This window comes from Hymenobacter edaphi (assembly GCF_003258365.1).
GTDB lineage: Bacteria > Bacteroidota > Bacteroidia > Cytophagales > Hymenobacteraceae > Solirubrum > Solirubrum edaphi.
Genome location: NZ_QHKM01000012.1, coordinates 24,007 through 50,295, shown reverse-complemented (window position 1 = coordinate 50,295; position 26,289 = coordinate 24,007). Strand labels below are relative to the sequence as shown.

Annotated in this window: 25 protein-coding genes; 15 read left to right on the top strand and 10 right to left on the bottom strand. The window is 69.2% G+C overall.

All coding sequences use genetic code 11. The annotated features are described in order from the left end of the window. The first annotated feature begins 16 nt into the window (after positions 1–16). From DLM85_RS22740 to DLM85_RS22730, 3 genes are all read left to right on the top strand, one after another. Entirely contained in the window at positions 17–736 is a 720-nt protein-coding gene (locus DLM85_RS22740) for a porin family protein (RefSeq protein WP_111480486.1), read from the top strand. 146 nt (positions 737–882) lie between these two features. After that, on the top strand, positions 883–3,003 hold the full coding sequence (locus DLM85_RS22735) for a M13 family metallopeptidase (RefSeq protein WP_111480485.1): 2,121 nt from the start codon (positions 883–885) through the stop codon (positions 3,001–3,003). A 427-nt stretch (positions 3,004–3,430) separates the two neighbouring features. Beyond that, positions 3,431–3,847 (top strand): hypothetical protein, encoded by a 417-nt coding sequence (locus DLM85_RS22730; protein WP_111480484.1) that lies wholly within the window; start codon positions 3,431–3,433, stop codon positions 3,845–3,847. 9 nt (positions 3,848–3,856) lie between these two features. Here DLM85_RS22730 and DLM85_RS22725 read toward each other — a convergent pair whose 3' ends face one another. Beyond that, complete coding sequence (locus DLM85_RS22725) at positions 3,857–5,809, bottom strand: hypothetical protein (protein ID WP_133257215.1); 1,953 nt, start codon at positions 5,807–5,809, stop codon at positions 3,857–3,859. A gap of 196 nt (positions 5,810–6,005) precedes the next feature. Between DLM85_RS22725 and DLM85_RS22720 the strand changes: the two genes are divergently transcribed. The 4 genes from DLM85_RS22720 to DLM85_RS22705 all read left to right on the top strand — a co-directional run bounded on the left by DLM85_RS22720 (position 6,006) and on the right by DLM85_RS22705 (position 9,610). After that, positions 6,006–7,304, top strand: coding sequence for a PAS domain-containing protein (locus tag DLM85_RS22720; protein WP_111480482.1), 1,299 nt, complete (start codon positions 6,006–6,008; stop codon positions 7,302–7,304). 10 nt (positions 7,305–7,314) lie between these two features. Further along, complete coding sequence (locus DLM85_RS22715) at positions 7,315–7,680, top strand: CZB domain-containing protein (protein WP_133257214.1); 366 nt, start codon at positions 7,315–7,317, stop codon at positions 7,678–7,680. Positions 7,681–7,741: 61 nt separating this feature from the next. Then, a complete protein-coding gene (locus DLM85_RS22710) occupies positions 7,742–8,506 on the top strand; it encodes a PPK2 family polyphosphate kinase (RefSeq protein WP_111480480.1) in 765 nt (254 codons plus the stop codon). A 123-nt stretch (positions 8,507–8,629) separates the two neighbouring features. Further along, complete coding sequence (locus tag DLM85_RS22705) at positions 8,630–9,610, top strand: alpha/beta fold hydrolase (RefSeq protein ID WP_111480479.1); 981 nt, start codon at positions 8,630–8,632, stop codon at positions 9,608–9,610. 53 nt (positions 9,611–9,663) lie between these two features. Here the strand turns inward: DLM85_RS22705 and DLM85_RS22700 are convergent, their stop codons facing one another. Further along, complete coding sequence (locus DLM85_RS22700; RefSeq protein ID WP_111480478.1) at positions 9,664–10,008, bottom strand: carboxypeptidase-like regulatory domain-containing protein; 345 nt, start codon at positions 10,006–10,008, stop codon at positions 9,664–9,666. Positions 10,009–10,171: 163 nt separating this feature from the next. Here DLM85_RS22700 and DLM85_RS22695 point away from each other — a divergent pair, with 163 nt between their 5' ends. The 4 genes from DLM85_RS22695 to aspA all read left to right on the top strand — a co-directional run bounded on the left by DLM85_RS22695 (position 10,172) and on the right by aspA (position 14,406). Beyond that, the gene (locus DLM85_RS22695; protein WP_111480477.1) at positions 10,172–11,833 is read left to right on the top strand and encodes an MFS transporter; all 1,662 of its coding nucleotides are present in this window, start codon (positions 10,172–10,174) and stop codon (positions 11,831–11,833) included. A 56-nt stretch (positions 11,834–11,889) separates the two neighbouring features. After that, positions 11,890–12,312, top strand: a complete 423-nt coding sequence (locus DLM85_RS22690) for a hypothetical protein (protein ID WP_111480476.1) — start codon at positions 11,890–11,892, stop codon at positions 12,310–12,312. Between the two features lie 255 nt (positions 12,313–12,567). Further along, positions 12,568–12,828: a hypothetical protein gene (locus DLM85_RS22685; protein ID WP_111480475.1), complete on the top strand. Its 261-nt coding sequence runs from the start codon at positions 12,568–12,570 to the stop codon at positions 12,826–12,828. Between the two features lie 171 nt (positions 12,829–12,999). Next, entirely contained in the window at positions 13,000–14,406 is a 1,407-nt protein-coding gene (gene aspA, locus DLM85_RS22680; protein WP_111480474.1) for an aspartate ammonia-lyase, read from the top strand. 82 nt (positions 14,407–14,488) lie between these two features. Here aspA and DLM85_RS22675 read toward each other — a convergent pair whose 3' ends face one another. The 5 genes from DLM85_RS22675 to DLM85_RS22655 all read right to left on the bottom strand — a co-directional run bounded on the left by DLM85_RS22675 (position 14,489) and on the right by DLM85_RS22655 (position 19,367). Then, positions 14,489–15,475, bottom strand: a complete 987-nt coding sequence (locus DLM85_RS22675; protein WP_111480473.1) for a pectinesterase family protein — start codon at positions 15,473–15,475, stop codon at positions 14,489–14,491. A 374-nt stretch (positions 15,476–15,849) separates the two neighbouring features. Next, complete coding sequence (locus tag DLM85_RS22670) at positions 15,850–16,257, bottom strand: hypothetical protein (RefSeq protein WP_111480472.1); 408 nt, start codon at positions 16,255–16,257, stop codon at positions 15,850–15,852. Between the two features lie 237 nt (positions 16,258–16,494). Beyond that, entirely contained in the window at positions 16,495–17,814 is a 1,320-nt protein-coding gene (locus DLM85_RS22665; protein ID WP_111480471.1) for a TPM domain-containing protein, read from the bottom strand. A 364-nt stretch (positions 17,815–18,178) separates the two neighbouring features. Then, a complete protein-coding gene (locus tag DLM85_RS22660; RefSeq protein WP_111480470.1) occupies positions 18,179–18,586 on the bottom strand; it encodes a hypothetical protein in 408 nt (135 codons plus the stop codon). 202 nt (positions 18,587–18,788) lie between these two features. Next, complete coding sequence (locus DLM85_RS22655; RefSeq protein ID WP_111480469.1) at positions 18,789–19,367, bottom strand: DUF4269 domain-containing protein; 579 nt, start codon at positions 19,365–19,367, stop codon at positions 18,789–18,791. Positions 19,368–19,483: 116 nt separating this feature from the next. On the opposite strand from DLM85_RS22655, the gene DLM85_RS22650 reads away from it, so the two are divergent. Together DLM85_RS22650 and DLM85_RS22645 are read left to right on the top strand one after the other, a co-directional pair. Next, positions 19,484–20,587, top strand: a complete 1,104-nt coding sequence (locus DLM85_RS22650) for a catalase family protein (protein ID WP_111480468.1) — start codon at positions 19,484–19,486, stop codon at positions 20,585–20,587. 34 nt (positions 20,588–20,621) lie between these two features. Further along, a complete protein-coding gene (locus tag DLM85_RS22645) occupies positions 20,622–21,089 on the top strand; it encodes a hypothetical protein (RefSeq protein ID WP_111480467.1) in 468 nt (155 codons plus the stop codon). A gap of 78 nt (positions 21,090–21,167) precedes the next feature. Here DLM85_RS22645 and DLM85_RS22640 read toward each other — a convergent pair whose 3' ends face one another. Both DLM85_RS22640 and DLM85_RS22635 read right to left on the bottom strand, forming a co-directional pair. After that, positions 21,168–22,097 (bottom strand): DUF389 domain-containing protein, encoded by a 930-nt coding sequence (locus DLM85_RS22640; RefSeq protein ID WP_111480466.1) that lies wholly within the window; start codon positions 22,095–22,097, stop codon positions 21,168–21,170. 108 nt (positions 22,098–22,205) lie between these two features. Beyond that, the gene (locus tag DLM85_RS22635) at positions 22,206–22,586 is read right to left on the bottom strand and encodes a hypothetical protein (RefSeq protein WP_111480465.1); all 381 of its coding nucleotides are present in this window, start codon (positions 22,584–22,586) and stop codon (positions 22,206–22,208) included. A gap of 212 nt (positions 22,587–22,798) precedes the next feature. Here DLM85_RS22635 and DLM85_RS22630 point away from each other — a divergent pair, with 212 nt between their 5' ends. Beyond that, a complete protein-coding gene (locus tag DLM85_RS22630) occupies positions 22,799–23,080 on the top strand; it encodes a hypothetical protein (RefSeq protein WP_111480464.1) in 282 nt (93 codons plus the stop codon). Positions 23,081–23,295: 215 nt separating this feature from the next. Continuing rightward, positions 23,296–24,591 (top strand): metallophosphoesterase, encoded by a 1,296-nt coding sequence (locus tag DLM85_RS22625; RefSeq protein WP_111480463.1) that lies wholly within the window; start codon positions 23,296–23,298, stop codon positions 24,589–24,591. Between the two features lie 59 nt (positions 24,592–24,650). On the opposite strand, the gene DLM85_RS22620 is transcribed toward DLM85_RS22625, so the two are convergent. Further along, positions 24,651–26,168 (bottom strand): glycine-rich protein, encoded by a 1,518-nt coding sequence (locus DLM85_RS22620; protein WP_111480462.1) that lies wholly within the window; start codon positions 26,166–26,168, stop codon positions 24,651–24,653. Between the last annotated feature and the right edge of the window lie 121 nt (positions 26,169–26,289).

Below are 26,289 nucleotides of genomic sequence, written 5' to 3'. Positions count from 1 at the left end.
CCTGCTATTCTGCCCCATGCATACTCGCTCACTCGTATTGCCGGCGCTGCTGGCCGCCGCGGCGCCCCTCCAGGCCCAGACGCCGGAATTCGGCGTTAAGGGCGGGGTACTGGCCAGCGCTTATCACGACGCTCAGCTGCCGGCCAACCACCGGATAAACGGCCGCCCGGGGCCCGTGGCCGGGGCCTGGCTCCGCCAGCCGCTGAGCCCCCGCGTAGCCCTGCAGGCCGAGTTGCTGTACGAAAGCCGCGGCGCCCGTTTTCAGTCGGAGGGCGTGCTGGGCTGGGAAGGCTCCTTGGGCTACTACGAGCACGAGGAGAAAAGCCGCCTGCACTACCTGACGCTGCCCGTGCTGGTGCGCGTGCGCTTCGGGAAGGTTTTTGCCGAAGCCGGCCCCCAGCTGAGCTACCTGACCGCGGGTCGCAACGCGCTGCAGACCCGGGACTACGTGCGCAACAGCGGCGCCTACGAGTACCTGCTCCATTCCGCCAGCGAGTCGACGGCGGACTTTCGCCGCTGGGAAGCCGGCTACGCGGCCGGGCTGGGCCTGGCGCTGACCCCGGCGCTGAGCGTGGGCCTGCGCTACGCCGGCGCCCTCACGTCGCTGTACCCGGCGCCGGTATTCGGCCCCGCCCGCCCCATTCCCCGCGCCTACGCCGACCACTACAACCTGACCCGGGCCCGCAACGCCGCCTTGCAGGTGCAGGTAAGCTACCGGCTGCGGGGCGGCGCCTAGCCCGCCCCGCAGCCGCCCCGCCGAATGCGAGGTACGCAAAAAAGCAGGCCGAACGATGTGAATATTTGGACCGGCGCCGCCCCGCGCAGCAGCCTTTCCAAATTCTTCACTACTTTCTTTGCTCGTACCACCGTTCGTTTCGTTTCATGTCCAATCCCAAGTACCTCCTGCTGGCCGCCGGCGCCCTGGCCGGCTTCCTCAGCAGCTGCGCGTCCAGTAGCTCCACCCCCGCCACCGTCACCGCTACGGCCCCCACGGCGGCCACGGCCACGCCCGCCCAGGCCGAGCAGCCCAGCCAGCCCGGCATCGGCCTCGAAGTGGCCAACATCGACCGCTCGGTGTCGCCCTGCGACAACTTTTTCCAGTTCGCCTCGGGCACCTGGCTGAAGAACACGCCCATTCCGGCCTCGGAGTCGACCTGGGGCTCGTGGAACACGCTTATCGACCAGAACAACGCCGTGCTGCGGCAGATTCTGACCGACGCGGCCGCCAACCAAACCGCCGCCAAGGGCTCCAACCTGCAAAAAGTCGGCGACTTCTACGCCTCGGCCATGGACACCGTGGCCATCGAGAAGGCCGGGCTGAAGTACCTGCAGCCCGAGTTGGCGCGCATCGCGGCTATCAAGGACCTGAAAGGCCTGCAGAACGCGCTGGTGCGCCAGCAGCAGCTACAGACGCGCTCGGTGCTGGGCGTGGGCGTCAACCAGGACCGCAAAATCAGCACGCAGTACGCCGTGTACCTCTCGCAGGGCGGCCTGACGCTGCCCGACCGCGACTACTACCTCAAGGACGACGCGCGCTCGAAGACCATTCGCGCGGCCTACCAGACCTACCTGGTCAACACCTTTAAGATGCTGGGCGACAACGCGGCCGCGGCCGAGAAAAACGCCGCCACGGTGCTGCGCCTGGAAACGCGCCTCGCCCGGGCCTCCAAGGACCGCGTGGCCCTGCGCGACCCGTACGCCAACTACAACAAGATGACGGTGGCCGAGGCCAGCCAGCAGTTTCCGAACCTGGGCGTGACGGCCATGCTGCAGCAGCTGGGCCTGGGCGCGGCCCGGGAGGTCATCGTGGGCCAGCCCGACTTCCTGAAGGACGCCAGCGCCGCCCTGAAAGCCGAGCTGCTCGGCGACTGGAAAACCTACCTGCGCTGGCACGTCGCGTCGTCGTTTGCCGCGGCCCTGCCCCAGGCCTACGTCGACGAGGCCTTCCGCTTTCAGCAGGTGCTGAGCGGGGCCAAGCAGCAGCAGCCGCGCTGGAAGCGCATGCTGCGCGCCACCGACGGAGCTTTGGGCGAGGCCTTCGGCCAGCTGTACGTCGACAAGGCCTTCACGCCCGAAACCAAGACCAAGGCCCTGGAAATGGTGGCCAACATCAAAGCCGCCATGGCCGACCACATCCAGCAGCTGCCCTGGATGAGCGCGGGCACCAAGCAGGAGGCGCTGAAGAAGCTCAATGCCTTCACGGTGAAAATCGGCTACCCCGATAAGTGGAAAGACTACTCGGCGCTGAGCATCTCGCGCGAGTCCTACCTGCAGAACGTTATCAACGCCCGGCTCTGGGACGCCAAGGACAACGTGAGCCGCTACGGCAAGCCCATCGACCGCTCGGTGTGGGGCATGACGCCGCCCACGGTGAATGCCTACTACAACTCCTCGCTCAACGAAATCGTCTTCCCGGCCGGCATCATGCAGCCCCCGTTCTTCGACCCCAAGGCCGACGACGCGGTCAACTACGGCGGCATGGGCGCCGTCATCGGCCACGAAATCACCCACGGCTTCGACGACCGGGGCCGGCAGTCGGACGCGGAGGGCAACCTGCGCGACTGGTGGACCAAGGAGGACGCGGCCGAATTTCAGAAGCGCGCCGACCTGGTGGGCAGCCAGTACTCGGCCTTCGCCCCGCTCGACTCGGTGTTTGTGAACGGCAAGCTCACGATGGGCGAAAACCTGGCCGACTTCGGCGGCACGGCCCTGGCTTACTCGGCCCTGCAGAAGCAGCTGCAGCAGAAATACGGCAACGCCCCGCGCCCCCGCTACGACGGCTTCACGCCCGAGCAGCGCTTCTTCCTGGCCTGGGCCCAGATCTGGCGCACCAACGCCCGCCCCGAGTACCTGCGCCAGCAGGTGCTGACGGACCCGCACTCCCCGGCCCAGTTCCGGGTGAACGGCCCGCTGATGAACATGCCCGAGTTCTACCAGGCCTTCGGCTGCAAGCCCGGCGACAAGATGGTGCGCAACGAGCAGCAGCGCGCCACCATCTGGTAAGCGCCGGGCGGCGCGCTGCTACTGCCGAGCCAAAGGCGCCCTGCACCATGCAGGGCGCCTTTTTTCGTGCGCTTTACGATTTTTCGGGCAAAGCCTGCCCTGCGCAGGATGCGGCGTATGCCCGCCCGCGCCACCGGGAAATACGGCGCAAAGGCTACCCCGGCGCGGTCGTCAGCAGTACCGAATAAAGCCAGCCAGCGCCGGGTAACCCACTCAGTGCCAATGTTTTGCCTTCTTTCGACAACCTTACCAGGGCCCCGCACCCACCCGGCAGGTGCGCCCTGTTGGGTGCGGCTCCCTTACCTTAGGTGCTGCCCAGGCCAGCCACGCGGCGGCCGAAGCCGGCGGCGCGGCCCCGATCGAACACTGGCGCAACCGCTCCCGTACCTCCGCTTGCCGCGCCATTCATCCACCTGCTGATTTGCGTATGGAGTCACCCGTTGCCGTTACCGATTACTTGCTGCTGCAGCACCGCCCCGACCTGGGGTTGGTGACGGCCCGCTGGACGCGCCCCGTCGGCTCCCAGGAACTGCGGACGGGCTACCAGGAAATTCTGCGCTACGCCGGCGGCTGCGACACCTGCCGGCGCTGGCTGATCGACGCGCGCCGCCGGGTGGAAGTGGATGCCCGCGACGTGCACTGGCTCACGTCGGTGTTTTACCCCACGCTGCGCCAGCACCTGCACGGGCACGTGTACCTGGCCTTCCTCATCGGCCCGCACCAGGCCGATGACGTGCAGGACGAGTCGCTGCCGCCCCTGCCCCACACCCACGGCGACAACTGCTCGGTGAACCAGTTTACCGACGAAGGCGAAGCCGTGCGCTGGCTGGTGGCGCAGCGCTGATGCCCGTGGTTAGCGCCGGCTCAGCGCCGGCGGCGCGGCCGGTTGCCCGGCCCCGTTGAGTTGGGCCAGAGCCACCCGCAGCTGCTCGGGCGTGACGGGCTGGTAGCTCAGGCCGGTGAGCGGCGCCTTGTCGACGGTGGTAGTCTGCAGGGCCAGCTCCAGCTGCGTGCCGCGGCGGCGCAGGGCCACTACCGTCACGGGTTCGTTGCGCGGAATATTATGGAAGACGTGCCCGCCGTCGTAGGCCTGCCCGGCCATGACCGCGCGGATGTTGCGAAACACCAGGCTGACCACTTCATCGGGCCGGGAGCCGCGCACGGTGAACTGAATTTTGGGCTGAGGCGAGTAGTAAAACTGGTCGCAGTTGATCCAGCCCAGGTCGGTGGCGGCGAAGAGGTAGCCGCCCATTTGCCCGGCATCCATGGCGTTGGCCTCCTGCTGGCTCAGCCGCCCCAAGCGCTGCTGGGCGTCCTGCTGGCTGATAAACTCCGTGCGCAGGGCATTGCCGACCACCGGCGTACGCGCCAGCCGGTCGCTGTACACCAGCACGCGCCCCTTACGGTCGACGCCCAGCCACACCGGCACCACGCTGCGGGTGGCCAGCCGCGGGGGCTTCACCCGCACCTGCCCGCGCCGCAGCCGCCGCGCCGGGGCGGTAGTGGGCCCCAGCACGTAGCCCGGCACAAACAGGGGCAGCTGGCTCACCGCCTGGTCGACGGCCGCACGCAACTCGGCAGGGGCGCTGCCGGTCTGCTTCACCCGGGCCACCCGCCCAGTGGAGTCGACGAAGAGCACGGCCCGCCACTGCGTCAGCAGGCGGTAGCGCCGCTGGGCAAACCATTTGGCGTGCCGCAGCCGCGTTGGACTCCGCTTCAGCGCGCGCAGAGTGGCCGCCGAACAGGTAACGCGCTGCTGCAGAAAGCGCTGCAGCGACACCGAGCCGCGCAGCAGGGGCCCGCCCCCGCGCAGCCGCCGGATGTTCAGGGCCCGGCGCGGCCGTTGCCAGTCGATGCGGCCCGTGCGGGTGGCAACGCCGCTGAACAGCTGCATGCCCGCGGCCGGCCGGGCCGCGGGCACGCGCATCAGCAGCGAGGCCCCGGGCCGCAGCCGGCAGGGGCGGCCGTCGGGGGTACGCACGGTGAGCTGCACCATGCCCCCGGTTTCGAGCAGCTTGTCGCCGGAGGCGGTGTGCAGCTGGTTGAGCACCATGTCGGCCACGGTGTAGAACTCGCGCAGCCGGACTTCCACCGTGCCCGTCACCGGCTTCTGCTCGGGGTCGTCGGCGTCGGCAAAGGCGTTGGCCGGCAATGCCAGCAGGGTCCCGCGCACGCCCACCACGGCGGTATCGAGGGCGGCCTGCAGCCGGAATACCTGGGTGGGGGGCCCGGGCAGGCCCGCCCAGGCCGTTTCGGGCAGCAGCTCGGCGCTGCCCGCGGCCAGGCTACTCTCCGAAGCGGCGAATTGCGTTGGAAGGTCGGAGCGGCCGGGAGCCGCGGCCTCGGCCGCTAGTGCCGGCGCAGCCGCATGGATTACTGGTCGCGTGGCCGCCGTGGCGGCCCCGGCAGCCGGCTTGTTGGCCCCGGCCGGCGCCGGGCGCCCGGCGCGGCGGCGAGCCGCCCGCGACGTGGAAGGGCGCTCCGCGTTGGCCGCCTGGGCGGCCGAGGGTTCGGGCCCGGCGGCCAAGCTGTTGGCGCGGCGACCGTACGGACTACTGGCCGCGGCCGATGCAGCCACGCGCGCGGCCGGCTCTTCGGCCACGCTCAGCGGCGCTTGGCCTGCACCGGCCGGCGTCGTCGGTGCGCCGGCGGCGGCAGTCGGCGCCACGCGCGCGGGAGGCGAAGCAGGCAATGAAGCAGCGGCAGAACGGCCGGGCTGGCCGCTGCGGCCGACGGTAGAATCGTCGGGGCGGGCGCAGGCCAGCAGGCTCAGTGTCAGTACTAAGGAGGAGTAGCGTCGGAGCATAACGGGCCAGTAATAAGCGGTAGGAACTGCTGCAACGTCTGCATTATTCGGCTTATTGCCAAGGTTTTTTCAGGAAAGCTCGACGGCAGCTACCCCGCCTTCGTATGGGGCAGGCAAGTGCTTGGGCGGGCCGGTGAGCGGCCCGCGGCATCTGCTATCTTCGTCCTGCCTGCGCGCATTTCCTTACCGCTCACGTATGCCCGTTTCCGTCGATTACCACCGCCTGTTTCACCGGCTGCCCGGCAATTTTCTGCTACTCGCGGCCGATGGCACCGTCCTCGATAACTCCGACGCCCACCAGCGCGTCTCGATGCTGCCGCGGGAGCAGGGCATCGGGCGCAGCATTTTCGAAGCGTATCCCTCGGCCCCGGAAAGCCAGCGCGAGCTGTTTGCGTCGCAGGAGGAGGTGCGCCGCACCCTGCGCCCGCACACCATGGCGCTGCTGCGCTACGACCTGGAGCGGCCCGCCGCCCAGGGCGGCGGCACGGAGGTGCGCTACTGGCAGCTCACCCACCACCCCATTCTCGACGACGACGGCCGGCTGCTCTACATCCTGCAGACGCCCGAAGACGTGACCGAGCAGCAGCTGGCCCGGCAGCAAAATCAGCAGATGCAGCAGGCCTTGGCCGAGGCCCAGGCGCAGGCGCAGTTTGTGCTGGAGGCCCTGCCCGTGATGGTGTGGACCACCCGCCCCGACGGCCACACCGATTACTTTAACTCGCGCTGGCGACAGTTTACGGGCTACGACCTACTCGACCAGTCCATTGAGCAGACCGCCGGCGCCGTGGTACACCCCGACGACGCCGCGGCCCTCAACGCGGCCTGGGCGCAGGCCCTGGCCGGGCACGACGTTTTTCAGGCCGAGTACCGCCTGCGCCGCCACGACGGGCAGTACCGCTGGGTGCTGGCCCGCGCCGTGCCCCGCCGCAGCGAGACTGGCCAGACGACCATGTGGGTCGGTAGCGCCACCGACATTCACGACCAGAAGCAGCTGGTACAGGAGCTGCTGGCCGCCAGCGAGCAGCACGCGGCCCTCTCCGACCAGGCCTACGCCGCCCAGCAGCACGCCGTGGCCCAGCGCGAAACCTTTTTGCAGCTGTTTCAGCAGGCGCCGGCCCTCATTGCCATTGTGCGCGGGCCGGAGCACCGCTTCGAGTTCGTGAACGAGCGGTACCAGCACACCCTGTTCCCCGGCCGGCAGTTGCTGGGGCGGCCGGTGGCCGAGGCCATACCCGAGGCGGTGGAGCAGGGCTTTCAGCAGCTGATCGAGCAGGTATACCGCACCGGCGAGCCGTACTACGGCCAGGAAGTGCCGCTGACCGTGGGCACCGCACCCGAGCCCCTGTACCTGAACTTCGTGTACCAGCCCTTCCGTGAACACGGCCAGGTGGTGGGCTTATTCTGCTTTGCCTTCGACGTAACTGAACTTGTTCGGGCCCGTCAGGTGTTGGAGCGCCTGCATGGCGCCGGCCCGGCCGCTCATTCCGGCGCCTAACTCCTCCTCAATGGCATTGGCCTTCGACATTACCAGCCTGGATTTCCAGCAGGCCCGCATCAAGCAGGTGCTGTTTAAATCCCGGCTGCGCTCGGTGCTTTACGGCGTGCGCGAGGCCGACTCGGCCCTGTTCGCACGCGCCGATAACCCGCTGGGCCAGTGGCTCGACGCGGTGGTGAAGCCCAAGTACGGCGCCCGGCCCGAGGTGACGCAGATCGACGCGCAACTGCAGCGCCTGCTCGACACCGGCCGCGACTTGGTGCGCCTCTACCAGCGCGGCCAGATCGAGGAAGCCCGCGCCGGCCTCGACCAGCTTAACACCCACGCCGACCGCATCGACGCGCTGCTGCTGGCGCTGGAGCGCGAGGTGGTGTAAGCCAGCCTTTTCGCGGCCGGGCGCGTAGCGGGACGGAGCGCCCTTTACGCGCCGCCCCGGCATGACTCCCGACCTCGACCTGACCCAGCTGACCACCCGCGCCCCGGCCGGCTTTCACAAACGCGAAACCCAGCGCGAGTTGGAGCGCATCCGGCAGGAGCTGGTGAGCTGGCAGGAGCGCCTCTACGCCGAAAACCGCCGCAGCCTGCTCATCATCCTGCAGGGCATGGACGCCAGCGGCAAGGACGGGCTGATTCGCAGCGTGTTCAGCGGGCTGAACCCGCAGGGCGTGGCGGTGCACTCCTTCAAGGAGCCCAGCAAGGACGAGCTGGCCCACGACTTCCTCTGGCGCATTCATCAGCGCACGCCGCCCAAGGGCATGATTCAGGTCTTCAACCGCTCGCACTACGAGGACGTGCTCATCACCCGCGTGCAGGGGCTGGTGGGCGCCGCCGAAGCCCGCCGCCGCTTTGCCCGCATCAACGACTTCGAGCGGCTGCTGCAGCAGGCCGGCACCACCATCCTCAAGTTCTACCTGCACGTCTCGGAAGAAGAGCAGCGCAAGCGCCTGCTGGAGCGCGTGCACGACCCGGCCAAGCAGTGGAAATACGAGGCCGGCGACGAAGACAAAACCCAGCAGTGGCCCCAGTACCGCGCCGTGTACGAGGACGTGTTCCGCCACTGCAGTCCCGCCGAGGCGCCCTGGCACATCGTGCCCGCCGACCAGAACTGGTACAAGGCCTACGCGGTGGCCGCCACCCTGCGCGACACGCTAGCGCGACTGAACCCGGATTTTCCGGCCTCCAAAGCCGCGCGGCCCGTGTAACGTTCGCGGCGCTTTGGGGGGGCTTCACCCCGGCCATCGGGACGGTTCACCCGGTTTGGGTGGCGGGTGGGCGGCCTCGGGCTCTATCTTCCGGCCTCATCCTTCCCCAGTTCCCGAGCTGCCATGATAAAGCTGCCTTCCCTCCGCCGCGCCGTTTCGGCGGCCACCTGCTGCGCGTTGTTGCTGGGCGCGGCCCCGCTGCTGGCCCAGCCGGCCAAACCCGCCCGCGCCGCCGCCCAACTCACCAGCGGCACGCCCACCATCACCACCACCGACGGCGTGCGGCTGTTCGTGCAGGTGGCGGGCCAGGGGCTGCCCTGCGTGTTTGTGCACGGCGGGCCCGGCGCGGGCAGCTACGGTTTCGAGGCCCTGGGCGGCCGGGCGCTGGAGCCCCGGCTGCAGATGATTTACCTGGACCAGCGCGGCAGCGGCCGCTCGGCCAGCGCCCCCTCCAAGGACTACTCGCTGGACCGCCTGGTGCAGGACCTGGAGGACGTGCGTCAGCAGCTGGGGCTGGACAAATGGGTGGTGATGGCGCACAGCTTCGGCGGCACCATTGCCACGGCCTACGCCGCCCGGCACCCCGAGCGCGTGCAGGCGCTGATTCTGGTCAACGGCATTCTGAACCTGCCGGCCACCATGGAGGCCACCACCACCTACGGCTACGCCCTGCTGCCCGCCGAGGGCCGCCCGCCCCTCGACCCGGCCGCCCCGCTGCCCCAGCGCTGGGGCATGGTGATGGGGCTGCTCGGCCAGCAGAAGCTGCTGGGCAAGCTCATGTACGCCGCCGACACGGCCGCGGCGCGCGCCAGCCAGGTGGTGCGCAGCCAGCCCCAGCGCAACCAGGAGTTTGCCTCCGCCGTGTTTCAGCGCCCCGAGTACCTACAGGACTTCACCGCCGCCTCGGCCCAGCTGACCATGCCCGTGCTCGTCATCAGCGGCCGCGAAGACTACGTCACCGGCCCCGACCACTACAAGTCGTTCCGCTTCCCCAGGCAGCAGGCCGTGGTGCTGCCCGGCAAGCACTACCCCTTCCAGGAAAATCCGCGGGCGTTTCAGCAGGCCGTTGCCGACTTCGTGGGCCAGCTGCCGCGCGGGAAATAAGCCGCGCCGGCGGAAGGCGGGCCTTTCGAACCAAGCCGGGTTGGCGGCCGGAGCTAGTTGCGCCGGGTGCGCACCGGCGGGCGCGTCGAGAGCAGGCGCACCTGCAGCGGGGCGCGGGCGGTGTCGGCCACGGCCACGTCGGTGACGACGAAGCCGCTCAGCTCAAAGCGCAGCGTGAGCGGGCCGCGGGGCAGCTCGGGCAGCAGAAACCGGCCTTCGGCGTTGGTGCTGGTGACCAGGGTGGTACCGCGCACCAGCACGCTCACGCCCGCCAGCGGCTGCCGGGCCCCGCTCAGCACCACGCCGCCGAGCACCGGGCGCGGCGCCGGGGCCTGGGCCACAGCGCGCCCGGCGACCAGGCCGACAACCGGCAGCAGCAGAAGAAAAGCACGACGCATGGAATAAACCGAAGCTGATGCGGCCCAAAACTACCCCGCCGGCGGCCGGGCTGCTAATTATGAAATCATTACCGGCGCCCGGCCCTTCGGCCCACCCCGGCGCGGCCAAATCCCGTACGCAGCACTGCCCGGGGCCGCCGCCGGCCCCGGGCAGTGCTGTTTTATGTCCGATCCGTCCACCGCTGCTCCCGCCCCCGCCGCCCCGGCCACGCTTTGGTCGCCGCTGGCTGTTTCCATGTTCCGGGCCATCTGGCTGGCCTCGGTGGTGTCGAACGTGGGCACCTGGATGCAGAACGTGGCCGGCGTGTGGCTGGTAACGACGCTGACCACCTCGGCCCTGCTGGTGGCCCTGATGCAGGCCGCCACCTCGCTGCCGGCCTTTCTGCTGAGCATGCCCGCCGGCGCCCTTGGCGACCTGATTGACCGGCGCCGCCTGCTGCTGGTCACCCAGGGCTTCATGGGCGTGGTGGCCTTCGTGCTCGGCGTGCTCACCCTCTCGAATCAGGTATCGGCCTTTAGCGTGCTGGGCTTCACGTTTGTGCTCGGCATCGGCTCGGCCCTGAACGCGCCGGTGTGGCAAACGCTGCCCGCCGAGCTGGTGCCGCGGCCCATTCTGCCCTTCGCCATTACCCTGAACGGGGTCAGCAACAACATTGCCCGGGCCATCGGGCCGGCGCTGGGCGGACTCATCATTGCTTACTACTCGCCGGGCTACGTGTTCTTGCTCAACGGCGTGTCGTTTGTGGGCACCTGGGTGGTGGTGTACCGCTGGCGGCGCGTGCAGCCTGAGGTCAGCGGGCCGGCCGAAAACTTTGCCGGGGCCTTGCGCGCCGGCCTGCGCTACGTGCAGTACTCGCCGGCCATTTACGCGGTGCTGGTGCGGGCCTTCGCGTTTTCGTTCGGGGCGGCGGCCATGTGGGCGCTGCTGTCGGTGGTCACGGCCCAGCGCCTGCACCTGCAGTCGGGCTCCTACGGCGTGCTGCTTTCCTGGCTGGGCGCGGGCGCCATTACCGGGGCCTTTCTGGTGGGGCGCATCGGGCGGCGGCTGAACTTCAACCAGCGCGCCCTGCTCGGGGCGCTGGTGTTCGTGGGCACCAACGTAAGCCTGGCCCTGATGCCGACGGAGTACGGCCTGTTTCCGGTGATGTTCCTTTCGGGCGTGGCCTGGCTGCTCACGATGACGGCCTTCAGCACCACCGTGCAGCTGCACGTGCCCCGGTGGGTGCAGGCGCGGGTGGTGAGCCTGTACATGCTCGTGTTTCAGGCGGGCCTCTCGCTGGGCAGCATCGTGTGGGGCGAGCTGGCCGACCGCCTGGGCCTGGTGTATTCCCTGCTCGGGGCCGCCGGCTGGATGCTGCTGAGTTTGCTGCTGGCCCTGCCCTTCCCCATGCGCGCCGCCGAAGACCTCGACCTGGCCCCCGCCGAGCACTGGCCCGAGCCGGAGGTGCACGGCGCCGTCGACCCCGACGACGGGCCGGTGGTGGTGATGGTGGAGTACCGGGTGCCGGTGGCCGCCCAGCCCGCTTTCCGGCAGGCCGTGGGCCCGCTCACCCGCCTGCGCCTGCGCGACGGGGCCCTGCGCGCCGGCGTGTTTGCCGATCTGGCCCGCCCCGAGCAGATTACCGAGTTTTTCTACGTGGCCACCTGGGGTGAGCATCAGCGCCAGCACCACCGCTTTACCCGCGAAGACCAGCTGGTGGAAGCTCAGGTACGGCAGTTTCACCAGGGCCCCGAGCCGCCGCGCGTCACCCACTTCCTGGCCTTTCCCAAGACGCCCAACGTGGAGGCCCCCACCCCGCCCGAAGCCCTGCCGGGCCAGCAATGAGCCCCGCGGCCGGCCCGGCAGTGGCGCCGTCCGCCGCGCCCGCTACCTTTGCGCCGATGCCCGCCGCTTCTGCCCCCAGCCCCTACTTTGCCAACGCCGCCGGCCGCCTGTCCCTCGACCCGGCCGGCTTTCTGCGGGCGCACTGGAGCCGCGGCCCCCGCCGCCTCGCCGATACCCAGGCGCTGTTCGAGCACATGGCCCGGGCTCTGCAGGAGCAGGGCTGGGGCCGCATCCTGATCAATCAGGTGGAGATGCCGCCCTTCACCACCCCGGAGCAGCAGTGGGTGGCCCGCCACTGGCTGCCGCAGGCCGTGCAGCAGGCCGGCTACCGCTTCGGGGCCGTGGTGGTGTCGCCGCAGGTGCTCACGCGCCTGGCCACGGCCTACATCACCACCCACGTGCAAGGCCTGCCCCTGCTCTACCGCTCGTTCGAGCGCGACGAGGACGCCGCGGCCTGGCTGCTGGCTCAGGCGCGCTGACCGGCCGCTGATGCTTTGGTACTTATTCAGGAATCAAGCTCCCTCATACCCTGAATATGCCTTACCTTTGCGAGGCTCGACAATAAAAAACGTCTTAACGCAGTTGCCTTGACAACCCGCGCAGCGGTTTTCGCCGTAGGTAGCATTCAATCAGCTGAATCTACTAACTTACCGCTGAGGGCGGTCCGCAGTAGGACTATTTCCGCACGCAGGTACTTTTTACCGTTTCGGCGGCCCACTCTCCTGAGCTTTCGCATGTACAGAATCTTTGTTCTCTGGCTGGGCATCTTCCTGGCCGTGCTGGACCCCGCCGAAGCGGCCGCCAGCACTTCTGCCGCCCCCGAAACGGCCCTGGAAACGCAGGCCATCCCGCGGCCGCGCTACAAATACTACCGCCACAAGGCCAAAACCCGCAAAGCCAAGCGCAAGGCCCGCAAGCAGAAAAAGAACCGCGGCCTGTTCCGCCGCAAGCCCAAGGGCGTTATCACCATCGACGCGCCGATCCGCAACAACTAGCGCCGCTGCTGCCGCGCTGCCGCGCCGGCTACCCCGCAGGGTAGCCGGCGCGGCCTGTTTTGGGCCGCCGCCCGCCCGCCCAACTGCCGAGCGCCGTATACCTTTGCCCGGCGGCTTGCCCGGCGGGCCGCGGCGCCTCTTCCATTCCCTACTTCCCACCCCATCGACTTCATGAACGCATCCCGGATCGAGCACGATTTTCTGGGCGAGCGGGCCATTCCGGCCGACGCCTACTACGGCATCCAGACGCTGCGCGCCCTCGAAAACTTCCACATTACCGGCATTCCACTCAAGGCCGAGCCGCTGTTTGTGCAGGCCCTGGCCTACGTGAAGAAGGGCGCAGCCCTGGCCAACCGCGACCTGGGCGTGCTCGACGCCACCCTGGCCGGCCACATCGCCCGGGCCTGCGACCGGGTGATGACCGGCGAGCTGGACGACCAGTTCCTGACCGACATGATTCAGGGCGGGGCCGGCACCTCGGTGAACATGAACGCCAACGAGGTCATTGCCAACGTGGCCCTGGAGCTGATGGGCAAGGCCAAGGGCGAGTACCAGTTCTGCCACCCGAACAACCACGTCAACTGCTCGCAGAGCACCAACGACGCCTACCCCACGGCCTTCCGCATCGCGCTGAACAACAAGCTGCAGAGCTACCGCGACGCCCTGGCCCAACTGGCCGACGCCTTTGCCGCCAAGGGCGAGGAATTCCGCAACGTGCTGAAAATGGGGCGCACCCAGCTGCAGGACGCGGTGCCCATGAGCATGGGCGACGAATTCAAGGCCTTTGCCACCAACCTGCGCGAGGAGCTGCTGCGCATCGACGACTCGCGCCGGCTCATCAGCGAAATCAACATGGGCGCCACCGCCATCGGCACCCGCGTGAATGCCCCCGAAGGCTACGCCGAGCTGGTGACGCAGCACCTGCGCGACATCACCGGGCTGGAGCTGGTGCTGGCCGGCGACCTGATCGAGGCCACCTACGACACCGGGGCCTACGTGCAGCTCTCGGGCGTGCTGAAGCGCACCGCCGTGAAGCTCTCCAAAATCTGCAACGACCTGCGCCTGCTCTCCTCGGGCCCGCGCACCGGTATCAACGAAATCAACCTGCCACCGCTGCAGCCGGGCTCCAGCATCATGCCCGGGAAGGTGAACCCGGTGGTGCCCGAGGTGGTCAACCAGACGGCCTTTTACGTTATCGGGGCCGACCTGACGGTGACCATGGCCGCCGAGGCCGGGCAGCTGCAGCTGAACGTGATGGAGCCCGTTATCAGCTTCGCGTTGTTTACCAGCATCAGCTACCTGACCAACGCCGTGCACACCCTGCGCGAGAAGTGCGTGGTGGGCATCACCGCCAACGCCGCGCACGCCGAAAACCTGGTGCGCAACAGCGTGGGCATCGTCACGCAGCTGAACCCGGTGCTCGGCTACGAAACCGCGGCCGAAATTGCCAAGGAGGCGCTCAAGACCGGCAAGTCGGTGTACCAGATTGCCGTGACCGAGCGGCAGCTGCTCACCCAGGCCAAGTGGGACGAAATTTTCACCTTCGAAAACCTGATTCGCCCGCACTTCATTCAGTAGCGGGCGGCCACGCTTCGGGCCAACACGCCACGGCCCCGGTGCGCTGAGCACCGGGGCCGTGGCGTTGTAGCAGCTGGCTCGTCTATTCGGCGGCCGGCGTCGCGGTGGGGTCCCAGCCGTGCATGGCGGCGGCGGGGGTGTAGAGGGCGGCCTGCTGGGCGTTCAGCTGCTTCGACCACAGGGCACGCTGCTTGGCCTTGGCCGCGCCCGGGCCCTTCGACTTAAACTCGGCGAAGAAGGCGTCCTGCTTGTTGGTTTCCTTGCCCCAATGGTCCCAGCCCTTGGGCTTGATCATGGGGCCCAGCTCGCAGTTCAGGAGCACGGCCTTGCCGAAGGGCTTCCAGGGTCGGGCCAGGAAATACGAGTCGTCGGGAGCGTCGCCCACGATTTTGCAGCGCTGCAGTACGAAGCCGAACGTGACCGTGTCGGGGGTGGAAGGGGCCATGATGCAGGTGCCCTTGGGCTTGCAGAACAGCGTGCAGTCCTCGAACCAGGCCGTGCCGGAGCCCAGGATAAAGTCGGTGGTGCCTTCGATGTAGCAGTTCTTGTAGTACTGGCGCGAGCCGTAGCCGTACACGTACAGCGTGTCGCGGAAGCCGAGGAAGCGGCAGTTGCGGAACTGCGCCTTGTCGCCGTATACCCACATGGCCGGGCCCTGGCCGGCGGTGTGCGCGGCCGTGTTCTGGAAGGTGAGGTTTTCGGCCGAGAAGTTGTTGCTGAACACCCGGAACGAGGCGGCTTCCGACGTACCCAGGGGCTCGGCGGCGCCTTCCACCACGCGGCCGTTGTAGTCGTCGTACACCAGGATGGTTTCTTCCAGGGCCTCGCCCACCAGGCGCACGTTGTCCTGCTTTTTGGCCAGGTTCAGCTTTTCCTTGTACACGCCCTTCTTGATGAAGATGGTGATGAGCGCGGGGTTGTTTTTGGGCACGGCGTTGAGGGCCTCCTGCACGGTGCGGTAGTTGCCGCTGCCGTCGCGCGCCACCACGACGCGCTGCCCCAGCTGTTGGGCCCGGGCCAGGCCGGCAGTCAGGCAGAGCAACAAACAAAGAAGTAGTACTTTTTTCATAGCAAAAAGGACGGGTGGAAAATCAGAGCAGGGGAGAGCCGCCGCAGTGGGCGGCGGTGGCTGGCCGGAGTACCTAAGCCGCGGCGAGGCCTAACGAAGCCGCTTAGCCGAATTGTTGCGCAGTTTTTTTATACTAGCTGGCCGGTGCCCACGTCCCGGAAGCGGGCTTCAAAGACGTGGAATCACCGTAATCGGGCGGCTCCCAATAGATCAGCGGCCAAGATACCAGAATAGGACGAAATACAGGCCACTTGACTTACAAAAACCCGCGTTGCCGCCGGAGCGGGCTGCCCCGGCAACGCCGACGCCCCGGTCCGGCTGCGGGCAGCAGCCAGACCGGGGCGTCGGGGGCAGGGTGGTGAAAACCAGCGGCGTTAGCGCGCTGCCACGGCGTTTTCGTGCAGCAGCGCCACGCGCTGCGTCGGCTGCGTGGCCAGCTCCAGGGTGTAGCGGCGGGTGGCCTTGCCAGTCTGCACCACAATGGCGTACTGCCCGTCTTCGAGGTTTTTCACGTTCAGCTTGCGGCCGAACGAGGGGGCTTTGTCGCTGCTGCGGTAGAGGCGGGCGCCGGTATCGACGCGCTCCAGCCACAGCTGGCTGGCTTTCTGCGAGGGGTTGCTCACGCGCACCACGTAGGTGAAGTCGGCCACCTTGTCGACGCAGACGGGCTGGCCGTCGGTGTTGTTGGTCTTGTCGGCGGCAGCGGCGGGCCGGGCAAAGCCCAGGGCGCAGGCGGTGGCGGCCAGGAGCAGGAAGCGGGTGTTGAGCAGGGCGGTTTTCATAGCGGGTAAGGTTGGAAGGGTTGGACGGGGCACCAGCAGCGGGACCTGACCATCAGGCGACTGTGTTGCTGATTGACAGATGCAAAGGTAGACCCACCCGTTGCCTGGCGCATTCACATCATCGGGGCCTTGCCGCTCTAATTGGCCTGAAGGCCAGCCCTTAAACCCGCTCTGCCGCGTCCAAACGCGGTTAGCCGCTGCCGAGGCGTCCCCAAAGATGTGATGCCCCGCCCCCGTTTACCACGAGCCGTTGTTGTCGTTGGTGTCGTCGAAGCCGCCGCCGCCGGTGTCGCCGGAAGAAGAGTCGTCGTAGGAGCCGCTGCCGGGAGAGAAATAGTCCGGTGAGCTGTCGGCCGCATCATCGGCGAAATAGTCGGGGGCATTGTCGCCGGGGCCGGCCTGGTCGCTGCCGGAGTGGTCGAGCAGCGGGAAGCCCCCGGAGGCCGCCCCGCTGCCGGTGGGCAGCGGCGGAGTGGCAGGCACATCGGCCCCGAGACTGTCGTGGTGGCCCGCTTCGGAGCCGGTGGCCATGCGGTTGCCGATGTAGGCGCCGGCCGCGGCCGCCGCGCCCGTCAGCAGCGCGCCGCCCAGGCCGCTGCCCGTGCTGCCCCCGAAGCCGCCGCCACCGCGGTTGGGGTAGAAATCGGGGGCCGGCTGGCCGGCCGGGCCGCGGCCATAACCGCCCGCCGGCCCGGCCGGTCCGACGGGGGCATTGGAGTCGTAGCTTCCGCCGGGGCCGTAGCCGGCGGGCGGGTTGGTGCCGTAGCCGGCGCTGGCCGCCGCCCGCCGGCGAAACAGCCGCAGCAGCAGCCACACCCCGCCGCCGAGCACCAGGGCCCCCAGGGCCATAGCCCCGAGGCTGAAGCCCGCGCCCGAGCCGGGACTGGAGCTGGGCGTCGCGGCCGGCTCGGTGGGCGAAAACGGCACGTCGGCCGGGGCCGCAGCGGGCTCGTCCAGGCCGGGAGCGGCGGCGCCCAGGTCAGTGCCCGCCGCGTCCGCCGAGGCAGCATCGGCGGGGGCAGCACCGGGAGCGGCCGGCTGGTTTTTGCGCGGGTCCGAGTCGGGGTTGGCGGCCAGCATCAGCGTGTTCAGGCCGGTGCGCAGGCCCAAAAAGTAGTTGCCCTGCTTGAAGCCGGGCGTCATCTGCTCGTTGATGATGCGCTTGATCAGCTCCGGCGGCAGCTGCTGGCGCAGGCCGTTTCCGGCCTGAATGGACACCTGGCGCTCCTGCCCGGCCAGCAGCACCACCACGCCGTTGTCTTTGTCGCGCTGGCCCAGGCCCCAGGCAGTGCCCAGCGCCCGGGCGTAATCGGCCACCTCGCGCCCGCCGAGGGTAGGCACGGTGACGACCACCACCTGGGTGCCGGTGTTGTCGGCGTAGCGGCGCAGGCCGCTCTCCAGCTTCTGCGCATCGGCCGGCTGCAGCAGCTGGGCCTGGTCGGTGACAAACCGGAACGGAACGGGGCGCGGCGGCAGCTCGTCGGCCGGGGCCGCGGATGCGGGCGGGGCCCAGGCGGCCGCCAGGCCGAGGAACAGCAGGAGCAGGAAGCGGTACATAGGCGAAAAGCAGGGAAGTGGATGGATGTTTTTCCTTGTACGCCCCGCGTGCGCCCGCGGCTGGCCCGGTCCGCGGGCCGGGCACCGCCCGGCCACTACCAGCAGCGCCCCTGCCCGACGGGGGCAGGGGCGCTGCGGCAAGACCGGCCACGAATGGCGCGGGGCTTAGGGTGTGCGGACAGTAACTGAACATGGGCTCCTGCTGCTACTCAGGCCGTCCTGCTCATTTAGTGGCCGCTTGTCGAAGCGCAGGAAGGCGTAGCCAAGCAGCTCTACCGCTTCGCTGAATAAGCAACTACCATCAAGTAGAGATGCTTCGACTGCGCTCAGCGGGACGTTTTGGGTGCTCACGGTCCTGCACACCTTAGTCGGCCGCGGCCAGGGCCGTGGTCGAGACCGAGCCAAGGCGGGCCACCCGGTCGCGGGAGGAATGAATGTCCAGGGTGTAGTTGTAGGTCTGCTTGCCCACTTTCACCAGGAACGCGTACTGGCCATCGGCCAGCTCCTGCACGTTCAGGCGGTTGCCGAACACGGTGCCGCGGCTGTACTGCTGGTAGAGCACTTTGTTGTTGCTCATTTTCACCAGCTGCACTTCGCCCTGCAGCCGGGTGGGGTTGCTCACGCGCACCAGGTAGGTGAACGGGCCAACCTGATCGATGCACACCGGCTGGGGCCGGCTGGAGGTTTGGGCCGGGGCCGGCAGGCTGGCGCCGAAGCTGAGGCCGGCGGCCAGCAGCACGAGGCGGGGTGCGGTTTGGATGCGGGTTTTCATAGCGGTTAGGTGGTAAAAGGGTTGGAAGGTTGGAACGCGCTGAGCGCCGCAGGCGGCTTCAACGAAAACATTCGTATAGGCGTCGCCGCGGCCCGCACCGTTGCCTGCCGGGCCTTGCATTTTTCGGCGAGCTTGGTACTTCCCAGAAAGTTGCGCGCCCGGCCCGGGGCAAGCGGGCAATCGGCGGGCCCGGGCCGGCGGCTTAGGGCAGCGGGCGGGCGGCCACGTAGGCCCGCAACGTTTCCGCCGACCAGCTTTCCAGCGCCAGCAGGGCCGCGTACGGGTCGCCGGGCAGCCCGAGCAGCCGGGCAAAGGCCGGCTCGGTTTTCAGGCCCTGCTGCTTGAGCTGCCGCACCGCCCGGCGCCAGGCCTCGCCGCCGGCCTGCAGCACCGCGTGCTCCACCTGCAGGTGCCGCACGGCCTGCTGCTGCGGCGCGGGCAGCGGCTGCGCGAAGATTTCCCAGGCGAAGCCCACGGCCCGGAAGCGGCTCACCACCGTGGGCTGCTCCTGCCACCGGGTGCAGTGCAGCTCGAAGCCCGGCAGCGCCCCGTAGTGGCGGCGCAGCAGCCGGGCCAGGACCGGCTGCTGCGCCTCGGCGGCCTGGCAGATCAGGTCCAGGTCGCTGCCGGCCACGTCGACGGCCAGCGGAATGGTGCCGGCCAGCACCGGGCCGTAGGGCTGCAGCGTGGCCAGGATGCCCAGCTGCTGCAGCGCCGCGTGGGCTGCCCGCTGCCGGGGCGTCCCGGTTTGCAGGTAGTCGGGGTCGTGCCAGTTGTGCATGGCGCAAGGTAACGCCGGCCCGCGGCCGCCGGCCCGCCCGCCGCCGCTCAACCAATGCCGCGGGCCGGCGTACAGACAGCGTGGCCCCGGCCCGTTGCCCTTTTTTCCTTGCAGTTATGCCCTCTATCCCTGCTTCTTACATCCGCTTCGCCGACGGCGTCGAAGAAATTCAGCCCAACGAAGAACAGCTCACCGACGAAACCGTGGAGTCGATGGCGCGGCTGAACCGCTACATGTTCGAGAAGCACCGCCACGCCATCCGCGACGCCCACGCCAAAAGCCACGGCATCCTGCGCGGCGAGCTGCACATCTACCCCAATTTGCCCGCGCACCTGGCCCAGGGCGTGTTTGGCGAGGCGCGCACCTACCCGGTCATTATCCGCCTCTCCTCCGCCCCCGGCGCCATCGGCTCCGACAAGCAGTCGACCAATAAAGGCCTGGCCATCAAAATAATCGGGGTGGCCGGCGAGAAGTTTCTGGCCGGTAAAAAGGACGAAGTCACCCAGGACTTTCTGCTGGTCAACGACACCATCATTCCCACCGGCGACATCAAAAGCTACCGCGACATGCAGCTGAAGCTGGAGCAGCTGGCCCACACGCCGGAGGGCCTGCAGCAGGCCCTGTCGACGGCGGCCCGCGTGGCCACCAAGGCCCTGAACGCCGTGGGCGTACACCCCAACCTGAACCCCATCGGGCCGGGCGACCAAAACCACCACCTGCTGGGCGAAACCTACCACACGCTCGGCGCCCTCCGCTACGGCGACTACGTGGCCAAGCTCAGCGTGGCTCCGCTTTCCGCCAACGTGCAAGCCCTGACCTGCCAGCCGGTGGACGTGCAGGAAGACGGCACCTGGCGCGACCTGGTGGTGGATTTCTTCCGGGAGCAGGGCGCCGAGTACGAGCTGCGCGCCCAGCTCTGCACCGACCTGCAGACCATGCCCGTGGAGGATGCCTCCGTGGAGTGGCCCGCCGACCAGAGCCCCCACCAGCCGGTGGGCAAGCTCGTTGTTCCGGCGCAGGACGCCTACAGCCCCGCCCGCCGGGTGTTTGCCGACGACGTGCTGTCGTTCAACCCTTTCCATTGCCTGCCGGCGCACCAGCCCCTGGGCTCCATCAACCGGGCCCGCATCAAGGCCTACGAACGGTCGGCGGCCTACCGCCACCACATGAACGCGCAGCCCCGCCTGGAGCCCCGCGACATCAGCCAGCTGCCCGACTAACTCCCGGGCCGCCCTCACTCTCCACCGCCTCCCCATGTACGCCATTCTACTCTGGGCCTCGCTGGCCCTCCTGCCCGGGGCGCCCGCCGCGCCCCGCGCCCCCGAACTGTTTCCCGGTGAGCTGCAGCTGGCCACCTGCGCGCTCGACCTGCCCCTGACCTACCTGAAAAAGGACATGCCCGCCGCCATTCGCACGGCCCGGGCCCACCCCAACGAGGAGCTGGTGCTGCTGCGCTACAACCCGCAGACGCACCAGGTCAGCACCCAGCGGGTGTACGTGCTGGTGTTTACCCAGCCCAAAACCGGCAAGGAGGTTATCTACCAGGAAACGGCCGCCGAGCACCGCCGCCCCAGCCAGGCCCGCAAAGCCCTCTTCGTGCGCCTGAACCCGCAAACCGACCGCTACTACCGGGCCGCGTGCTTCGACCAGACCGTGGCCGCCACGCCCGCCCTGCAGGAGCTGCTGGCCCCCACGCCCACGGCCACCGCTCTGGGCCGCTAAGCCGCGTACCCCCCAAATGCCCGCGCCGCCCCCACGCCCGAAGGCGCGGGGGCGGCGCGGCTGTTAGCGCCCCCGGGCTCAGACGAGCGGGGGCCGCCGGTGCAGAAACCGCTGCTTCAGCCACAGAAACGGAATACCCAGCGCCAGGATAAAGCCCCAGTCGGCCCCGAACCGCTCCAGGCCTTCCAGGGCCAGATCGAAGCGGCCGACCACGGGGGCGGCGCCGATGAGGGCCGCGGCCGGGATAAAGGCCATGGCAATGAGCGGCCCGGCCTGAAAGCTGCGCCGGAAGGCGGCCAGCATCACCACGCCCGCCAGCGCGCCGGCCCCGGCCACGGCCAGCTCCATCAGCATGGGGTGGGCCAGGTGCTGCACTTCCTTGTTGGTGGCCAGCAGGGCGGCATCGGCTTCGCCCGCGGCCACCATGGCCCACATGGTGAGGGCCGCCGCCCCAATCAGCACGGCGTAGCCGGCCAGCGCCGAGGTGAAGCCCCGACGCACCAGCGGCCCGCGGCGCAGCACCACCCCCAGCGCCACGGTGGTCATCGGGTCGAAGCCCGGCGCGATGATGGCCGAGGCCACAAACGCCACCGCCTGCGGCACCGGCTCCGACACCAGCCCCACCGTGGCAATGATGCCGCCCAGCGCCATCAGCAGCAGGTAATTGACGGTGATGCGCCCCTGGTGGCGCAGGCCGCTTTCCATTTCCTCCCAGATGGCCTCGTCCCGGTCGTCGCGCACGAGGTGGTGGTCATTGGGGCTGATAAAGCTGGTGGCCTCGGCCGTGACGACGCTCAGCGCCGCTTTGTCGGGCACGGCAGCCCGCACGCGGCGCAGCACTTCGTCGGCGCCGGTGTTGAGCACGTGCACGGTGAGCACGTCGCCGACGGGCTTGAGCGAGCCGCCGCGCTGCAGCGTCAGCCCGATAACTTCTTCCAGGGTGGTGAGCTCGGCGCCGAGCGACTCGGTGACGGCGGGCGGAACGGTAATTTCCAGGGTACGGTGCATAGGCAGCTTTTACACAATGGTGCCGCCGGTGGAGCGCGTACGGCTCGCCGGCGGCACAGAATGGTAGTACCTACGCAACGGAGGGTGGTGCGCGTTGCGCGGCCGGCCCTAGCGGGCGGGCGTGGCCAGGCTGATCAGGCGGGCGCTGCGCGTCTGGGTGGTGTGCAGATCGAGGGCGAAGCGGTGGGTGGCGGGGCCCAGCTTCACCACCACGGCGTAGCGCCCGTCGGCCAGGTGGCCCACGTTCAGCTTCTGGCCGAAGGCGGGCGCCGCGCTGGCCTGCTCGTAGAGCACGGCCCCGTCGGTGGCGCGCACCAGCTGCAGGCGGCTGGGCAGCTGGGTGGGGTTGCTCACGCGCACCAGGTACACGCACGCGGCCACCTGGTCGAGGCACACGGGCTGGCCGGCGGGCTCCTGGGCGGTGGCCGCCCGGCCCGTGCCGATCAGCAGCAGGCTCATCAGGGCGGCGGTTTGCAGCAGCAGTTTCATAGCAGTGTGGGGGTTGGTTGGCAAGGGGAAAAAGCGGCGCCGCCCGGCAGGCGTTGGCCGCGACAAAGGTGCGGCAGCAGTGTTGCGCCCGCGGTACCGCAGGGTTATGCTTGCGTCAAGCCCGCCCGGCCCGCGTCTCGCCGAAATCGGTAACTTGGCGTAATCTTTGCCCGGGCCCGAGGCCGCTATTGTCCACTTTTCTCTTTCCCCATATGCGACCATCCATTCTCCTCACCATCCTGCTGACGGGAGGCGCCCTGGCCCTCAGCGCGGCTCCTGCGCGGGCCCAGGTGACCATCAACATCGGCCGCCCGGCCCCGCCGCCCCCGGTAATCGTGGTGCACGAGGCGCGCCCCGTCAAGTATAAATACAAAAAACACCACCATTACTACCAGCCGCGCCCGGTGATGCTGGTACCGGCCCAGCCGGTGTACTACGCGCCCGGCGGCAAGCACAAAGGCCACGGCCGGGGCCACGGGCACGGCCGCCACTAGGCCGCCCCACGCCCTCTTCCGGCAGCCGGCTTTTGCACAGCGCAGAAGCCGGCTGCTGCCTTTTTACGCGCAGGCCGTTACGCCACCATCCAGGGGCCCCGAATGGCTCAAATGGCCCGCCCGGGCAGCAGCGCGGGCCCGGGCGCCATACCTTTGGCCGCCCCGGCCGCCCCGGCCGCGGGCCCTTCGCCTCCCCTCAACCCACCTCCGCTACCGTGAAAAGACCCAGGACTATCCTGAAAATCATCGTGAAGTGGGGCCTGATCGGGGCCGTGGGCTACGGGGTGCTGACCACCCTGCTGCTGGGCCAGAACGCGGTGGACGAGCAGGCGGGCCGCTACACCTACAACTGGTCGGGGCTGGATGCGCTGGTCAACGACGAGCCCTTGGGCTTTTTCATTGACCAGCCCGTGCCCACCGCCCTCGACGGCGTGGACGGCCCCTACGTGGTGGGCCGGCGCGTCTTCACGGTGGATGCCCGCAGCCGGCTGCGCAGCGCTCCGCTGCGGGCCGGGCAGCCGCTGCCGGTGCGCGTGGGCAATGCCGACCAGGACAGCTTCCTGGTGGCGCTGCGCCCCGCCCACGCCCGGCCGCCCGAAACCTATCCGCTGCCCACCCGGCTGCTGGCCGTTTCCGACATCGAGGGCAACTTCGACGGCTTCGTGAGCCTGCTGCGCCGGCAGGGCGTGGTGGATGCGGGCTTCAACTGGAGCTTCGGCCGCGGCCACCTGGTGCTCAACGGCGACTTCGTGGACCGCGGCGGGTACGTGACGCCGGTGCTCTGGCTGATTTACCGGCTGGAAGCCCAGGCTGCGCAGGCCGGCGGGCAGGTGCATTACGTGCTCGGCAACCACGAGGTGATGATGCTCTACGGCGACCAGTCCTACGCCCAGTACAAGTACATCGAAGCGGCCCGGCAGATCAGCGGCCGGCCGCGCTGGGACCAGGCCGGCCCCGCCCTGTTCGGCGCCGATACCGAGCTGGGCCGCTGGCTGCGCAGCAAGAACGTGGCCGAGCGCCTCGGCCCCTACCTGTTCGTGCACGCGGGCCTCAAAGCTCAGCTGGTGCAGCAGGGCCTCACCCTCCCCGACCTCAACCGCATTGCCCGCCAGCACTACGGCCACCGCGCCGCCCGGCGCCTGGCCGGCACCCGCGCGGGCCTCGTTCTCAGCTCCTACCACAGCCCCTACTGGGACCGGAGCCTGGCCATGAACTGGCTGTACCGGGCGTTCTTTTTCTTCCGCGACCCGCGGGGCGCCGCCTACCACCGCACCACCCCGGCCGAGCTGACGCGGGTGCTGCGGTTTTACCGGGCCCAGCGCCTGGTCATCGGCCACTCGGTCGTCGCCAACGTCACGGCCGACTACGACGGGCGGGTGCTCAAAATCGACGTCAAGCACGGGCAGGCCAAGAACACGGGCCGGACTCAGGGCCTGCTGATCGAAAACGGCGCGGAGTACCGGGTGGACGACCGGGGCGGCAAAGCGCGCCTGGGCACGGCGGCGCGGTAGCTGCCGGCCCTGGCCTCCTCCCCCACTCCTGGTCTGGCCCCGCCGGTGCCGGCCAGGCGCTAGTCCCGGTAGATGATCAGGATGCGCACCGGTTTGCCGTACGCCGTGCCGGAGCTGATGCTGTTGCCGGTTTGCAGCACCACGTTGTCGTTGTTGATGTACACGCCGTAGAGCACGCCGCTGTTGAGGGTGTAGCCGGGCGGAATGTAGTTGGCGCCGGCCGTGGCTATGGCCGTCACGCTCAGGATTTTGTTTTCGTCGAGGCCGTGGGCCACGAAGGCCTGGCCCTGGCCGCCGGGCAGCGTGCCCGCCAGCTCTAGGGTCTTGATGGCCGGCGCGTTGGCGCCCAGCCGGGTGAAGCCGTCGACTTCCAGCCGGGCGGTGGGCGCGCTGCTGCCGATGCCTACGTTGCCGGTGCTGCTGATGCGCAGGCCCTGGCTGCCGCCGTTGCCCACCAGCTGGTAGGTGGCCAGGTCCAGGTTCTGGGTGGCCGTGTGGTCGCCCAGGCCGCGCAGGTTCACGATGTTGCTGCCGTCGAGCACGGGGGCGGGCAGCAGCGGGCCCAGGCGCACGTAGCCGTTGCCGACCTGGGTGCCCGGCGAGTGTACCACCGCCGTGGTGCTGCCGGCCAGGGCAAACGACGAGCCGCCCCCGCCGCCCGCGCCCGCAATGCCGTCGTAGCCGCCGCCGCCGCCACCGTAGTAGCCGCCGCCGCCCCCGCCCCCGCCGGTGTTGCCCGCCCCCCCGACGCCGAGGCCCCCGGGCTGCCCGGGCTGGTTGATGGAGCTGCTGCCGCCGGCCGCCGGGCCCGTCTGGCCGCCGCCCGCGCCCCCGCCCGCACTTCCCCCGATGCCGCTGCCGGAGCTGGCGCCGGAGCAGGCCTGGGTGCCGCCGCCGCAGCCGCCCGCGCTGTTTTGGCCCCCGCCGCCGCCGCCGCCCGCTACCAGCACGCGGCCAGCCAGGGCCCCGCCCCCGCGCCGGATATCGGTGGCCCCGCCGCCGCCGTTGGCGGCCCCGTTGTAGCCGGCGCTGCCCGAGTCGTAGCCGGTGGCCATGCCCCCCACGTAAATCGTGAGCACCTCGCCCGGCGTGACCGTGAGCTGGGCCTGCAGCCGGCCCCCGTTGCCCCCGCGGTAGAACGGGCCGTTGACGATGCCGCCCGCCCCGGCCATGTCCACGCGCAGCTGGGTGACGCCCGCGGGCACGGTGTAGGTCTGCGGCGCGCCGGTGTAGGCAAAGGCCACGGGGGCGTAGGTGTTGGGCGGGTAGAGGCCGGCCGGAATGGACTCGGCCAGGTAGGCCTGCCAGCTGGTGCCGTTCCACACGTTGAGCACCCCGCTGGTGGTGTTGAAGATGGTCAGGCCCGGGGCCGGGTTGCCGATCAGGTTGCGGGCCGCCTCGTCCATGCGCGGGGGCAGCAGGCCCTTGCTGGCCGATTTCACCTCCAGCGCCGCCGAGGGCTCCACCGTGCTGGTACCGATGCCCACACCGCCGGTCTGGGCCTGGGCCGCCGGGGCCGCCAGCAGCCAGCCCCCAATAAGCGCCGCGCCGGCGCGCACTACGTAACGCTGCATCATATCAAGCGAGCTAAACAAACAGACCCCGGCCGCCCCTCCGCCGCGGCCTTTTCCGGTGGCGGCTCCCGGCCAAAGTCCCGGCCATTCTTCTTACAATACTACCCTCCCCGCCCCACTTACG